The organism is Deltaproteobacteria bacterium HGW-Deltaproteobacteria-2, assembly GCA_002840505.1.
Classification (GTDB): Bacteria; Desulfobacterota; Syntrophia; order Syntrophales; family Smithellaceae; genus Smithella.
This window is the reverse complement of the sequence record PHBC01000001.1, coordinates 484,304-498,230: the sequence shown is the minus strand read 5'-3', so window position 1 is coordinate 498,230 and position 13,927 is coordinate 484,304. Positions and strand designations below refer to the sequence as shown.

Genomic DNA, 13,927 nt, shown 5'->3' with positions numbered 1-13,927 from the left:
CAAGTGTAGGGGATAGTGTAGGGGAAAATATTTAAGGCATACAAAGACAAGGGGGAAATGAGAAATGCCAAAGCAAGACCGAATAAAGACGAAATATCCGGGCGTTTATTACATAGCTAAAGGGAAAGAAAAAACATTCTATATTATCTATTATCTTAATGGTAAAAAGATTGAAGAAAAGGCAGGCCGTCAATTTGAAAATGACATGACGGCGGCAAAGGCGGCGGGTATTCGTGCCGAACGTTCAAAGGGAAAAGAACCTTCTAATACTTCCCGGCGTGAGCAAGTGAGGGCGGCAAAGTTAGCAGAGGCCGGGAAAATGACTCTGGCGCGTTTGTGGAAAGAATATGAAGCAAATAAGGCAGACTCTAAAGCAATCAATACAGACAGGGGAAGATTTGAAAAATATCTAATGCCGGACTTTGGCAATAAAGAACCGCACAAGATTATAAGGCTTGAAGCTGATCGTTTGCGCATTAGATTACTAAAGACTTTAAAGCCTCAAACAGTCAAACATGTTTTTGGATTGCTTAAGCGCATAGTCAATTTCGGAGTATCCCGGCAATTATGCGGCAATCTGAATTTCATAGTTGAAACAATAAAAGTTGATAACCAAAAGACAGAAGATTTAAACCCCGAACAATTAAAAAACCTATTAACGGCCATTGATAAGTCAGAAGATATTGAGGCGGCCAACATTATGCGCCTTGCTTTATATACGGGTATGCGGCGCGGGGAAATGTTCAAGTTGAAATGGAATGACATTGATTTTCAGCGCGGCTTTATCGCTATAAGAAACCCAAAGGGCGGCGTTAGTCAGAAAATCCCTCTGAATGAACAGGCGCGACAAGTCTTAGAGAATCACCCCAAAACTGAAATCATAAGAAACAATAAAAAGGAAATTTCTGAATATGTTTTTCTAAGGCCAGACGGTGAACCCTTTACAGATATACGCCGCCGCGTGAATCCAATTAAAAAGGCGGCTGGAATCCCGGCAGACTTTCGCGCCTTGCATGGTTTAAGGCACTCATTCGCTTCTATGCTTGCTTCAAGTGGCAAAGTTGATTTATATACAATACAAAAGCTATTAACGCATAAATCCCCGGTTATGACTCAAAGGTATGCGCATTTAAGAGATGAGGCATTGAGGAACGCTTCAACATTGGCCGGGAATATCATTGACGCGGCAACAAATAAAAACGTGGTTGAACTTCACAAAGAAAAAAAGGCATAAATAAGAGAGGGCGCAAATGAATACAGAACGGGAAATAATAAAGATACTTAATGGAATACAAAAAGACATTGAAGAAATAAAGCGAAAAAGAGAATTTGAAAAAGTAAGGTTACAAAAACAGGGACGGCATGAAATACAAGGCTTAAAACTTGTCAAAGGTGGTGTGAGCAAACAAGATTAGAGGGGATTTTCGCACACTATAAAAAAGAATAGTCCGGGGATAGGCAGGCCAGCCGATAAGCGGAAGCACCCCTTTCCGTTTCCCCGGATAAATCATAGGGGAAGCTTGTGAGAGGGGAAGCAATGGATAAAAAACGTAAACGCTTTTCATTTCCACCTAAAGAATACGGAGCTTTTTTAGCTCATCTTGTAAACGCAGAAACAACCTTGGCGGCTTACCTTGTTTTGTTTGATAATATATGTAAATTATTTAAAACTGATGATTTGTTTTTGTACGAAGTTAACGAAATAAAAAAACTATACGACGATTTTCTAAGTGAATTTAATGATACAGAAAGAAGAGCTGTTGCCCTAAAAATGCGTGAAGCAGAAGCATTGCTTGTATTGCACGAAGCCCCTGATCTCATACAGGACACTATTATTGAAAGGTCTTCAAGTGAAGAAGATAGCAAAGAAACAAAAAGAAAATATCTAAAGTTTAAAGATTTTGATGACTCAAGAAAAGCTCTTGTATTCACTCTTGCACCGCAATACTTGGATTGGTCAGAAGACATACTGCCTAAACCCGATGAGGTTTCGATTGATTTTTCTGATAAACGATTGAACCCACTATATCAATTTGAATATAAAGAATTGAGAAATGTTCATGACGAAATTGAGAAAATAAAAAAGCAAATTACTGACGACAGGTTTCGATATATTTCTCAAAAAACAATGGATGAACTTAATTATCTTATTGATAGAAACGGTGATATGGGCATACTTAGAGGATTCCTTAGACACTTTCTTGAAGAACTTACTCACAGCAATGAGCTAATAGAGATAAGTCTAATTCATACCATTTTGCAATCATATAACGAATGTAGGCACGATTACTATCTTGATGATCAAGATGATATTATAAAAATGCAGTTGCCATTTGAAGAATATGAATTTGGTGAATGGGCTGAAGGATATGGTAGTGATAATTTCATTGGTAGTTGGGAAATGAAGTCAGTAGGTCATTGGTATCGCGGAAATAGTTTTCAATTTATGTTTGAATGGGATAATTTGATCTTTAGAGTTTGCTGTTTTTCTGCAATGCAATTTATCAATAAAAAAGAAGATAGAAAGAGATTGAAGAAATGCCCCTATTGTAATCTTTTTTTCATTGCGAAGGATAATAAGAGACAACGTTGTTATGAAGAAAGTTGCGCTAGAGAATATGAGAAGGAAAAAAAGCGCAAACAAAGAGAAGATGATCCTGTTACATATTTATAAACTTGTCCCCTAAATTTCGCCTGTCCCCTAAATTTTAAGGGACATAAGTAATTGTAAAGACTAAGCTTTTCTTGCCAATAATCACTTCCAGTATTATTATATGCCCGTAAGTTTCATTCAGCTTACGGGTTTTCTTTTTCCGTAACTGTAAATCACTTAAGGGGGAAATAAAATGTCAGAAAAAGAGTTATTAGGAAAAACGTATCTCAATGAAAAGGAAGTTGCGGCAATAACAGGCCGCGCGGTTTCAACATTACGCAATGAACGTTTCATGCGCAAGGGTTTGCCTTATCTGAAAGTGGGCGGGCGCTCAATCAGATACAAAAGCGAAGATGTGATTGCTTTCATGGAAGGTCGGCGCATTACATTTGATGAGGTAGTGGCATGATTGAAAGAATTAAGAACATACGAAAATACGGAAAGACGGCCAAAGGGAAAAATGAATTGCTTAAACACTTATCCGGCCAGAAGCTAACTTTAAAACAGGCGGCCAATGCTCATTGTTATGATTGCGCCGGATATTACGCAGACGGAAAAGTTGATTGTAATATGCCGCATTGCTCACTTCATCCTTTCATGGCCTACAACCAAAACCGGGAAAAGCGAACTGTAAAAAGAATCATGCCTAAAGATCACATGGAAAAGATGAGGGCGGCGCGGCTTTAAATTCGCTTTCTAATGCTCTGGCGGCTTTTGTAGAAGGGGTTCTAGCAACATGACTCTATTGGTTAAGGGAAAGGATTAATGGACAATAAACCAGACATTAAACACGTTATTGAACAGGAAGGAATTGAATTGAAACGTGGCAAGGCACTTTGTCCTTTTCATTCTGAAAAAACACCCTCTTTTATGGTGAATAGGGATAGACAGACTTTTCATTGCTGGGGGTGCGGTGAAAGCGGGGACGTGATTTCATTCATTATGAAACTGAAGGGAATCACTTTTAAAGACGCGCTTATTTATCTAGGAATAAAAAGCGGCCAGCCTGTCCGGGTTGATCCGACAATCGCGCGAGAAAAGAAAATTCAAAAAGATTATGAAGAGGCAATTAATAATCTTTATGAGAAACTTTGCCAGCAATCCCGCGAACTGCACAAAGTCAAAATACAAGTAAAAGAGAATCCCGGCGCATTAACGGAGCAAGGCGCGGCTTATTTTGCCGGGCTTATGGGTGCACTGGCAGAGATAGAATTTAAAATTGATTTACTTTTTAAGGGGAACTTTGAAGATAAAATTATTTTGTTAAGGGGTGAAAGAAATGCCTTTGGCAGAGAAATTAAACAAACAGCAGTTGCATAAATTTGAAGAACTGGAAAAACAAGATTTAGAAGGGTGGTTTGAGGCCGGGGAAGCAAGGCCGAGTATTCCAGAGGGGTTGTGTAAAGTCTGTTATATAAAATATGATTTGAAAAATTACTACGGAACAACGAAAATTTACTTGTGGTTTCAAATTATAGAACCGTATGAATATGAGGGAATAGAAATATTTATGGCAATGAACGCTTTTAAGAAAGTCCCGCCGGGTTCAAAATATTATAAGCAATGGGTTCTTGCCAATAACAATATTAATCCGGCAAGAAAAGACAGAATGTCACCGTCAATATTTAAGAACGGAACTTTTAAAGCGCATATTAAAACCATAACTAAAAACAAAGACGGTTCACACAAAAAAAATAGCGAACTTTATTCTGTAATTGATTCTTTAATAGAGAAATTAAATTGACAATGAATCTTTGCAAACTATTTATTTACAAGGCTTACAGCAATATTAAATTGGTACTGGTATAAGTATAGGTACAGGTAAAGGTATAAGTATAGGTTAAAGTATAGGTATGAGTTAAGGTAAAGGTAACGGTTAGAGTTAAGGCATAGGAAAAAGCATAAGCAACAAGTAAATCTATATGCGTTTACATGATAGCCACGTATAGAAGTAAAAAAGAGTCTTGTTAAAGGTCTTACGGTAACCTGGTGTTTTAAGTTTTGTTAAAAAATTTCTTTATATTACGAAGTGCACTTACCTTTCAACAATTCAATCCAATATCATAGACTATGTATATTATATTGATATTCATAGTTTTATTAACTAATCTTGCGACTTTCTTTTTATGCCCTGTTATTAAGTTAATGATAATAAAAAATATACTAAGCTATGCACAATCGTTACGATCTTATTCGTCGTCAAGATGGAAAATCTTCATCAGATATCCCGTCAAGTCGAAATCAAAAATTAACAGAGAAACCATCATAATAGGCATATAAATAATAAAGACTGTTGCAAAACCTGCTATTAATGGCATGAATAGTAAAAATACAGAGTTGAGAAGTTGAAGTATAATTTCTGAGTTTGGTTTATAATTCCATTGTCCGGTCTTAAATAATTCAATGAAAGTTTTACCGAAATAAGCCGTCACTAAACCTATAATATATAGAATTATAATAATCCTTTTATTTTTATCTGAGAGCCATTTCTGCTCCGGTTTTATTCGTTCCTTTTCTTCTTTATAGATTTGTAACCTCTGTTCACGAGTCAGTTGCAACAAGATATTTTTATCGGAATAGTCCTTTGATGTATCCATTGCGTTTCTTTCCTTTCAATGTTTAACAACACCTAACAATTAATACACGAACTTATCTTTCTTTAAAAATCGTTCAATTATGCTAACACCATTCATTTTTTTATAAAGAAGAAAATACATCCTGTTATCTAAAATTACTTTATAAAAAACTTTAGGGAAATTTCAGAGGCTGGTCAGTAACTATCAACCGTGGCAATAAACATCCATTTTTGACTATACCGGGTAGGGGGTAACTACCCCCCTATTGACAAATTAATTCCATAAGAGTATTTTTTTACAGTCTTTAATCTTCACAAATAACTTAATCAGAAGCATTTTTAAAATACTAGAAGGGGAATGAATGAAGAAACAACTGTGGATTCCGCAGGTCATTTGTATCTTTATGCTTCTATGGGCACTTAATCCAAGCAATTCATATGCGTATTATATTTTGCTTCGCTGGGTTTGCTGTGGCGTGTTTGCTTATCTTGCATTCCAATCATTTGAACAAAAAATGCAGGGGTGGGTTTGGATTCTGGGAATTACAGCTTTGCTCTATAATCCAATTTTCCGTGTGCATCTGAACCGGGAGATATGGTCATTAGTAAATGTTGTTACAATTGGGATCGCTATTGTGTCGGTTTTTGCATTTAAAAAAAAGGGGGGGAAATGAAAAAAATTATTATTGCTTTATTTATTTTCTGTTTTTTTTCTACTGCTTTAGCGCAAGATGTTGATCTGCTTTGGAAGGCACGTGCTTTACAGGGTCTTGAAAACCTAAAAAAAATGGAGAAACAATTAAATTCTGAAAAACAAGTAAAAAACGATGATCTTGAGAAATTAAAGTATGAAGCTATGTTAGAAGCGGCGTATGCTATGATTATTGGTGAACCGGAAACTACTGTTAAAAAAACCTCCTTGGTTGCAGCATATCATCTAATTATCAGTTTTGGAGATGATGGCATGTTGGACGTTGTATATCTTTACGACATAAAAACGTATAAATATATAAGCATGAGGGTTGACAAAATTCCTAAAAATAGAGGCATTGTGTTTTTACAAAATAATAAATATTGTGATTTCATTACTGTAGTAAACTATCTTGATACAAAAGACCCTCTGTTAATATTTAGCAAGAATGATCCCTTTAATGCATCTGTAATGCAACACTAATAAAAATTAGAATACTATGAGCGGTAAACGTAAAAGTCATTTTTATAAAATTTGCCGCGCAACTAAAGAGGGTTTATTGATTCATAACTTAATTTTCTGAATATTTCCCCGCCCCCCTGTACTTTTTATACTTTTTGTTAACTTCTTAAAATCAAATTTAGTTAATAAATTAATGTTATTTATTACTTAAACGATTTTACAATGTTTACTTTTTGTGAACTTTCTTAAATAAAATTGGCCTATTTTTAGGTGTATTTAAAGCTTTTTATGGCCTCTTTGCACTTGTTTGGCCTTGTGTGTGTTTAGGCTATACCTCTGAAAACTGCTCAATTTTGTACCACTTCTATTTTTCTTTTCATAATGCAAGTAGAATATAAATAGCTTATATCGCTTATAAAACAAGTAAGCTATATGCACTAAAATAATTGCAACACTTTGAGCAAAACACGGCAAAACCCCTATTTTTATGTTTGTTAGCCTACTTACTGTTAAAAATGGACTTATGCAGACTTTAAGCAATCAATATTGTTTATATATTATCTAAAAGGGAATTGCCCTTTGCGTGCAACGCGCTGATCCATACTGCGAAAAAAGAGAACTCTTACTATCTGGTGTCCCCCGGGTCTGTTTTATTAGTCTAAAAACCACCTTTTTTGTTCTCTTTGTAGGGGATAGTATAGGGGGAATATATTTTGTGGATGATTAGAAAATTGAAATCTCTTTATAAGTTATTGATTTTCTAGTGGTAGTCCCACGGGGAGTTGAACCCCGGTTTCCGGCGTGAGAGGCCAGCGTCCTAACCACTAGACGATGGGACCATTTTGTTTGATGGAACTTAACTGACAGCAGATGGTAATTTTGAGAGTCTTAAGTTTGTCGTCAGATTATTTCCCCGCAAAGTTTGAGCGTGAATATCTAGTTAATCGAAGAACAAAAGTCAAGGTAAAATTGGGAAAGCCTTGACTTTATCAGTATATCTGTAAAATACAAAAATTTAATTGTGCGTTTCGATATAATTTATTGCGTTTTGAATTCTTCTGCATACACATTCTTTTCCTAAAGTAACCATTACTTCGTCAATGCCGGGGCTTACTGTTTTTCCGGTCAATGCTACCCGCAGTGGTTGAGCAATTATTTTAAACTTTATGTTTCTCTCTGATGTGAAATTAGTTAAAAATTCTTCAAGACCTTCTTTGCTGAAATTCTGCATGGAAGGAATCGTTTCGACCAATGCCTTCAAATAGGGCGAGACATCGGATGTCAGGAATTTTTTAGCTGCCTGTTCTTCATATTTAATTTCAGCGGTAAAATAGAAATCAGCCATATTGGCCAGTTCCACCAGAGTTTTTACCCGTGGCTGTAAATCGGTGATTACTTTCCGAGTAAAGTCGGCATCGCCTGTATCAATTCCGGCAGGCCATAAAGGTTTCATTTCTTCGCTTAATCTTTCAGTAGGCGCTTCCTTTATATAGTGTGCGTTCAACCAGAGAAGTTTTTCAGGATTGAAAACAGCAGGTGATTTGCCGACGGCGTCCAGATCGAAGAATTCGATCAGATCTCTTTGCGAAAATATTTCCTGATCCCCGTGAGCCCAGCCCAGGCGTACCAGATAATTGACCAGCGCCTCCGGCAGATAACCCATTTCTTTATAGGCCATCACCGAAGTTGCGCCGTGGCGCTTGCTCAGGCGTGCTTTATCCGATCCCAGAATCATGGGGACATGAGCGAATTTTGGTACATCAAAACCAAGCGCCTTATACATCAAAATCTGGCGAGGTGTATTGTTAACATGGTCATCGCCACGGATTACATGTGTAATCTTCATAAGTGCGTCGTCGACAACGACCGCAAAGTTGTAGGTGGGATACCCGTCGCCACGTTCTATAATCAAATCATCCAGCTCATCATTATTAAAACTTATATCGCCTTTGATGAGGTCTTCAACAATAGTTACGCCTGTTTGCTCACCTCGGAAGCGTACAACACTACCGGGAGATTTTTTTAAATTCTTGTCGCGGCAGGTACCGTCATATTTCGGTTTTTTACCTGTCGCCAGGGCTTGTTTTCTTTTTTCTTCCAACTCTTCAGAAGTACAAGTACAATAGTAAGCATTTCCCTCATTGATGAGCTTTTGCACCATGTCGCGATGCATATCGACACGCTGTGCCTGAAAATGTGGTCCCTCATCCCAGTTTAGACCCAACCATGTCATAGCATCAAGAATCGCCTTTGTTGATTCGTCAGTGGAACGCTGCTGGTCAGTATCTTCAATCCTCAAAACAAATTCTCCGCCGTGATGGCGGGTATAAAGCCAGTTAAAAAGAGCTGTTCGCGCTCCGCCGATATGCAAATAACCGGTTGGCGAAGGTGCGAAACGGGTTCTGATTTTTTCCATCATTTTATTTTCCTTACTTTTTGTAGCCTTATAGGATTTAGATTGACCTTTTGTCAAGTAACATGATTTTTTTACCAATCCGTTAATTTTGTTAATAAATGGAATTCTCTATTGCCTCTAAAATACAAAAAGAGGCTTTTATCTTGAACATTTGCAGGCTTATGAAGCCGAAAGATGATGCAGATGATTAAAACAATTTAAACTTTTTCTATTTAATCTCTCGGTAAAATTAGCAAATTATACTTGACAAGGTGGGAAAATTATAATTTACTTCCTCGATTAATTAATCGGACAAAGTATTTACAAGGCAGCAGACTTTAGATGGCTAATTCTTTGAAAATTAACGTGTTTCTCATTCCGGAAGAAGGGCAGCGCTTCGTATTTTCCGAAGGAGACGCCTGGCTTCAAAGTTGTTTCAAGGATAGCGAAAAGCCTGATTTCGTCTTGGAAAAGGTTGACGTAAATTGTCTGATAACAATGACTTCGGGCACTATTTTTATTAAGGGTTTCTTTTCCGCGCTTATTGATATTTGTTGCAGCCGTTGTCTGGAGCGTGCAAGCCTGCCCATTGGCAGCGATTTCGCTTATACGTTGACTCCCGCGAAAGCTGAAACAAGGGAAGATTTAGAGCTGACGCCGGAAGAACTGGAAATAAGTTATTATCAAGGTGATTTTATTGATCTTGCGCCTATTATCTGTGAACAGATAATTTTGCAGATACCAATGAAGGCACTTTGTAGTGAAGAATGTAAAGGTTTATGTCTGCACTGCGGCACTAACTTGAACACTTCTTCTTGTAATTGCCATCTGAATGTTGTTAATAATCGTATGGCTGTGTTAAAAAATTTTAGAGTAAAAAATTAACTATAAAGAAGGATAATTTATGCCAAATCCGGTAAAGAGACATTCCAAAACCAGGCGTAATCAAAGAAGAGCTCATGATTTTTTAAAATCACCTTCATTGTCTTTATGCCCGCAATGCAATGAGCCGAAACTGCCTCATCGCGTTTGCCCGACATGTGAAACTTATAAGGGCAGGGAATACAAAAAAGCAGAAAAGAATGCCTAGTCTTATAAAAAAGAATAACAATATCTTTAAGGTGGCGCGTGTGTTACAAGGCGGAATATACGGTATTGCAGGTATCGGCAGTTACTCATTGCCGGAATTTACGATTTGAAGAAATTTTTTAGGCCGCGCCGGTTATTCCCAACTGTAAGCCGGATGTTTTTTGTGATAAAAAATGTTCGCGGTCTTTTTCAGAATTGGAGTTTTACGAATAATAGGCTGGAGGAGGATTTTGCATGACATTAGAAGAAAAAGTCATTAAACTTGTTATCGATCAACTGGATGTAACAAAGGAGCAATGCGTTTTAGAAGCTTCTTTTATTGATGATTTGGGCGCAGACTCTTTAGATATTGTTGAGCTACTTATGGAGATGGAAGAAGCCTTTGGTGTGGAGATAGCTGACGAAGAGCTGGAAAAAATTGTTACAATTAAAGATGTAATTGATTTTCTTAAACAAAAAGGCATCAATTAGTTTGCCGTGCAGGATTTTAACCAATGAAAAGGCGTGTTGTTGTAACAGGTCTTGGGGCGCTGACTCCTTTGGGAAACTCAGTCAGTGAATCATGGGATGGCGCAGTTACGGGTAAATCCGGTATCGGCCCGATCACCAAGTTTGATAGTAGTTCTTATAAATCCAGAATCGCCGGCGAAATAAAAAATTTCGATCCGTCGCAATTTGTTAATAAGCAGGAAATCCGCCGCTACGATAACTTTATTCTTTATGCTGTAGCGTCTTCGGAAATGGCTATGGCTGACGCGAAATTGACGATCAGCCCGGAACTTTCGGTGCGTACCGGTGTAATAATCGGTTCTGCTATCGGCGGTCTGTCAACGTTAGAAGAAGAATTTCAAATCTTACTTAGTCATAATAATCCCCGCAAAATTCCTCCTTTTATAGTTCCGGCAATTCTTGCCAATTTAGCATCCGGTCATGTTTCTATTCGATTTGGAGCCAAAGGTCCCATCAATTGTGCCGTCACTGCCTGTGCCGCTGGAACATCGGCTATTGGCGATGCTTATAAAACCATTGCCCATGGAGATGCCGATATAATGATTACCGGCGGCGTCGAAGCAGCCATAACAAAATTAGCTGTAGGTGGCTTTGCCGCTATGCGGGCACTCTCGCAGAGAAATGATGAGCCGCAGAAAGCCAGCCGTCCATTTGATAAAGACCGTGACGGTTTTGTCATCGGAGAGGGTTGCGGTATAATTATTCTGGAGGAATTATCTGTTGCTCTCAATAGAGGCGCTCATATTTACGCGGAGCTTGCCGGTTATGGGTGCACATCCGATGCTTTTCACGTGGCTGCTCCACCGCCCGGTCATGAGGGTGCTGCGCGCAGTATGCGGATTGCGATAAAAGACGCCGGTTTAAATCCTGAAGACATCGATTATATCAATGCTCACGGTACATCAACACCGCTCAATGATTTATATGAAACTCAAGCCATAAACTTTCTCTTTGGAGAGCACGCCAAAAAGCTCATGGTCAGTTCTACGAAATCCATGACCGGTCACATGCTGGGAGCTACGGGAGGAGTGGAAGCCATTTTTGCGATCAAAGCTCTTCAGGAGGGCATCATTCCGCCCACGATAAATCTGGATAATCCCGGTGAAGGATGTGATCTTGATTACGTGCCTAAAGTCGCCCGACGCAAAGCAATAAATACAGCCATGTCCAACACTTTTGGCTTTGGCGGTGTAAATGGAGTTTTATTATTTAAGAAGTATATCGGCTGAGATGATAATATTTCATTTTAGAAATTAAAAGCGAAAGAGAGAATACTTTTCATGTCTTTTTTAGAAAAGGTTGATTTGGAAATAAGCCGTGCCATCGATCTGGAAACCAATCGGCAGGCAGGAAAAATTGAACTGATTGCTTCAGAGAATTTTGTCAGTGAAGCGGTATTGGAAGCGCAGGGCTCCGTTATGACCAACAAGTACGCGGAGGGTTATCCGGGGAAACGTTATTATGGTGGCTGTGAATACGTGGATATCGCGGAAAGTCTTGCCATTGATCGTTGTAAACAGCTGTTCGGGGCCGATCATGTCAACGTTCAACCGCATTCGGGAACGCAGGCGAATATGGCCGTATATTTTGCCGTAGCGCAGCCGGGAGATACGATTCTGGGAATGAATCTGTCTCATGGCGGGCATTTGTCTCATGGCAGCCCGGCCAATTTTTCAGGCAAATTTTATAAGATTGTTCCCTACGGAGTCAGCAGGGAGACAGAGACAATTGATTTCGATGAAGTAGAAAAATTAGCCAGGGAACATAAACCCAAAATGATTATTGTCGGCGCCAGCGCTTATCCGCGGACGATTGATTTTATAAAATTCCGCAAAATCGCCGATGAAGTCGGCGCAGTAATTATGGCTGATATAGCGCATATCGCCGGACTTGTCTGCACGGGATTGCATCCATCTCCTGTTCCTGTTTGCGAATATGTCACAACCACAACTCATAAAACTTTGCGCGGTCCGCGCGGTGGTGTGGTGATGTGCAAGGAGGCGTACGCGAAGACTCTCAACAGCAGGGTTTTTCCCGGCATGCAGGGCGGCCCGTTGATGCATGTGATTGCTGCTAAGGCTGTCGCTTTCAAAGAAGCGCTTCAACCGGAATTCAAGGAATATCAGAGGCAGATAATCAAAAACGCACAGGCAATGGCGGATGAATTAAAAAATCAGGGATTCAGGCTTGTTTCCGGCGGAACGGATAATCATCTGATGCTGGTCGATTTAACCGATAAGGATGTCAGCGGCAAGGACGCGCAGGATGCGCTCGACCGCGCCTCAATAACTGTTAACAAAAATGGCATTCCTTTTGATACCAAGGGGCCTCAGGTAACTAGTGGAATAAGAGTCGGCACTCCTGCAGTGACAACCAGAGGCATGAAGGAAAACGAGATGCGTTTGATTGCTTCCTACATGGCTGATGTGATTAAAGACATTAATAATGAGCCTAAAATTAAAGCTGTTGCTGAAAAGGTAAAAATTCTTTGCGATCGGTTTCCTCTTTATCAGCAGAGAATTAAAAGCCTATAAAAAGATTTGGGAAATAAGTTCTGATAAAAAGTGCAATTATGGCCACTAAAAAATTACCTCCGGACGGTTCACCTCAGAAAAATAAAAAAAGGCCCAGTTGGGACAATTACTTTCTGGATATTGTCGAACTTGTATCGAAACGCAGTACCTGTTGTCGTAGAGCAGTAGGGGCCGGGCTGGTGAGCGACAGTAGGATTCTGGCTACCGGTTATAACGGCGCTCCCTCCAAGTTGCAGCATTGCCTTGATATCGGTTGTCTGCGCGAGCAGCTTAAAGTCCCTTCTGGTGAACGTCATGAATTGTGTCGTGGACTGCATGCGGAACAAAACGCAATCATTCAAGCGGCGCTGCATGGAGTTAGCACCAAGGGGTCAACTTTGTACTGCACCAATCATCCCTGTGTTATCTGCGCTAAAATGATTATCAATGCCGGGATTTTACGCATAGTTATTCGCGACGGCTATCATGATAAACTGGCCGCTCAGATGCTTAAAGAAGCGGGAATAAGCGTCAAGCAAATCTAAACTCGAGAAAAAAGTAAGATAAGTAAAACAATGAAGTGTCCATTTTGTGGTCATACGGAAAATAAGGTTATTGATTCGCGAATAAGCAAGGATGGTAAGGCTGTCCGACGCCGCCGGGAATGTCTGGGTTGTACAAAGCGCTTTACCACGTATGAATATGTAGAAGACGTTCTGCCGATGGTCGTAAAAAAAGACGGCCGCCGCGAACAATTCGATCGGCAAAAAATATTGAATGGCATCAAAAAAGCCTGCGAAAAACGTCCGATCAGCATGGACTCGATAGATAAAGTTGTTGAAAATGTGGAACAGGCCTGTCAGGAAATGCAGTTAGAAGAAATTTCGTCGACGCTTATTGGAGAAAAGATAATGAATGAGCTCAAAGTTTTTGATGGCGTTGCCTATGTACGGTTTGCTTCGGTTTACCGTCAATTTCGCGATGTCGGTGAATTCATGTCCGAATTGAAGGATTTATTAAGCAAAGGTAAAAAATAGAT

The 13,927-nt window shown here is 39.2% G+C and carries 17 protein-coding genes and 1 tRNA gene; 15 read left to right on the top strand and 3 right to left on the bottom strand.

Annotation, left to right across the window (positions count from 1 at the left end):
- Positions 1–64 precede the first annotated feature (64 nt).
- The 6 genes from CVU62_02350 (at position 65) to CVU62_02325 (ending at position 4,397) form a co-directional block, all read left to right on the top strand.
- The gene (locus CVU62_02350) at positions 65–1,234 is read left to right on the top strand and encodes an integrase (protein PKN39058.1); all 1,170 of its coding nucleotides are present in this window, start codon (positions 65–67) and stop codon (positions 1,232–1,234) included.
- 303 nt (positions 1,235–1,537) lie between these two features.
- Complete coding sequence (locus CVU62_02345) at positions 1,538–2,674, top strand: hypothetical protein (GenBank protein PKN39057.1); 1,137 nt, start codon at positions 1,538–1,540, stop codon at positions 2,672–2,674.
- Between the two features lie 172 nt (positions 2,675–2,846).
- Positions 2,847–3,062, top strand: coding sequence for a transcriptional regulator (locus CVU62_02340; GenBank protein ID PKN39056.1), 216 nt, complete (start codon positions 2,847–2,849; stop codon positions 3,060–3,062).
- Entirely contained in the window at positions 3,059–3,340 is a 282-nt protein-coding gene (locus CVU62_02335; GenBank protein ID PKN39055.1) for a hypothetical protein, read from the top strand. The genes CVU62_02340 and CVU62_02335 overlap by 4 nt, the downstream gene beginning before the upstream one ends.
- A 78-nt stretch (positions 3,341–3,418) precedes the next feature.
- Positions 3,419–3,973: a hypothetical protein gene (locus tag CVU62_02330; GenBank protein PKN39054.1), complete on the top strand. Its 555-nt coding sequence runs from the start codon at positions 3,419–3,421 to the stop codon at positions 3,971–3,973.
- Positions 3,933–4,397 carry a hypothetical protein gene (locus CVU62_02325; protein ID PKN39053.1) on the top strand — a complete coding sequence of 155 codons (465 nt, stop codon included), beginning with the start codon at positions 3,933–3,935 and terminating at the stop codon, positions 4,395–4,397. The genes CVU62_02330 and CVU62_02325 overlap by 41 nt, the downstream gene beginning before the upstream one ends.
- Before the next feature lie 445 nt (positions 4,398–4,842).
- On the opposite strand, the gene CVU62_02320 is transcribed toward CVU62_02325, so the two are convergent.
- Positions 4,843–5,250, bottom strand: coding sequence for a hypothetical protein (locus tag CVU62_02320; protein ID PKN39052.1), 408 nt, complete (start codon positions 5,248–5,250; stop codon positions 4,843–4,845).
- A 340-nt stretch (positions 5,251–5,590) separates the two neighbouring features.
- On the opposite strand from CVU62_02320, the gene CVU62_02315 reads away from it, so the two are divergent.
- Both CVU62_02315 and CVU62_02310 read left to right on the top strand, forming a co-directional pair.
- Entirely contained in the window at positions 5,591–5,902 is a 312-nt protein-coding gene (locus CVU62_02315; GenBank protein ID PKN39051.1) for a hypothetical protein, read from the top strand.
- Positions 5,899–6,402, top strand: coding sequence for a hypothetical protein (locus tag CVU62_02310; GenBank protein PKN39050.1), 504 nt, complete (start codon positions 5,899–5,901; stop codon positions 6,400–6,402). The genes CVU62_02315 and CVU62_02310 overlap by 4 nt, the downstream gene beginning before the upstream one ends.
- Positions 6,403–7,145: 743 nt before the next feature.
- Here CVU62_02310 and CVU62_02305 read toward each other — a convergent pair.
- Positions 7,146–7,220 (bottom strand) — tRNA-Glu (locus CVU62_02305).
- Between the two features lie 176 nt (positions 7,221–7,396).
- Positions 7,397–8,797 carry a glutamate--tRNA ligase gene (locus CVU62_02300; protein PKN39448.1) on the bottom strand — a complete coding sequence of 467 codons (1,401 nt, stop codon included), beginning with the start codon at positions 8,795–8,797 and terminating at the stop codon, positions 7,397–7,399.
- A 321-nt stretch (positions 8,798–9,118) separates the two neighbouring features.
- Between CVU62_02300 and CVU62_02295 the strand changes: the two genes are divergently transcribed.
- The 7 genes from CVU62_02295 to CVU62_02265 all read left to right on the top strand — a co-directional run bounded on the left by CVU62_02295 (position 9,119) and on the right by CVU62_02265 (position 13,925).
- Complete coding sequence (locus CVU62_02295; GenBank protein ID PKN39049.1) at positions 9,119–9,661, top strand: hypothetical protein; 543 nt, start codon at positions 9,119–9,121, stop codon at positions 9,659–9,661.
- Between the two features lie 19 nt (positions 9,662–9,680).
- Entirely contained in the window at positions 9,681–9,866 is a 186-nt protein-coding gene (locus tag CVU62_02290) for a 50S ribosomal protein L32 (GenBank protein PKN39048.1), read from the top strand.
- A 233-nt stretch (positions 9,867–10,099) separates the two neighbouring features.
- On the top strand, positions 10,100–10,336 hold the full coding sequence (acpP, locus tag CVU62_02285; protein ID PKN39047.1) for an acyl carrier protein: 237 nt from the start codon (positions 10,100–10,102) through the stop codon (positions 10,334–10,336).
- Between the two features lie 23 nt (positions 10,337–10,359).
- Positions 10,360–11,604 carry a beta-ketoacyl-[acyl-carrier-protein] synthase II gene (fabF, locus tag CVU62_02280; GenBank protein PKN39046.1) on the top strand — a complete coding sequence of 415 codons (1,245 nt, stop codon included), beginning with the start codon at positions 10,360–10,362 and terminating at the stop codon, positions 11,602–11,604.
- Between the two features lie 51 nt (positions 11,605–11,655).
- A complete protein-coding gene (gene glyA / locus CVU62_02275) occupies positions 11,656–12,909 on the top strand; it encodes a serine hydroxymethyltransferase (GenBank protein PKN39045.1) in 1,254 nt (417 codons plus the stop codon).
- Positions 12,910–12,947: 38 nt separating this feature from the next.
- The gene (locus CVU62_02270; GenBank protein ID PKN39044.1) at positions 12,948–13,433 is read left to right on the top strand and encodes a cytidine deaminase; all 486 of its coding nucleotides are present in this window, start codon (positions 12,948–12,950) and stop codon (positions 13,431–13,433) included.
- A gap of 30 nt (positions 13,434–13,463) precedes the next feature.
- Entirely contained in the window at positions 13,464–13,925 is a 462-nt protein-coding gene (locus tag CVU62_02265; protein PKN39043.1) for a transcriptional regulator NrdR, read from the top strand.
- Positions 13,926–13,927: the final 2 nt, after the last annotated feature.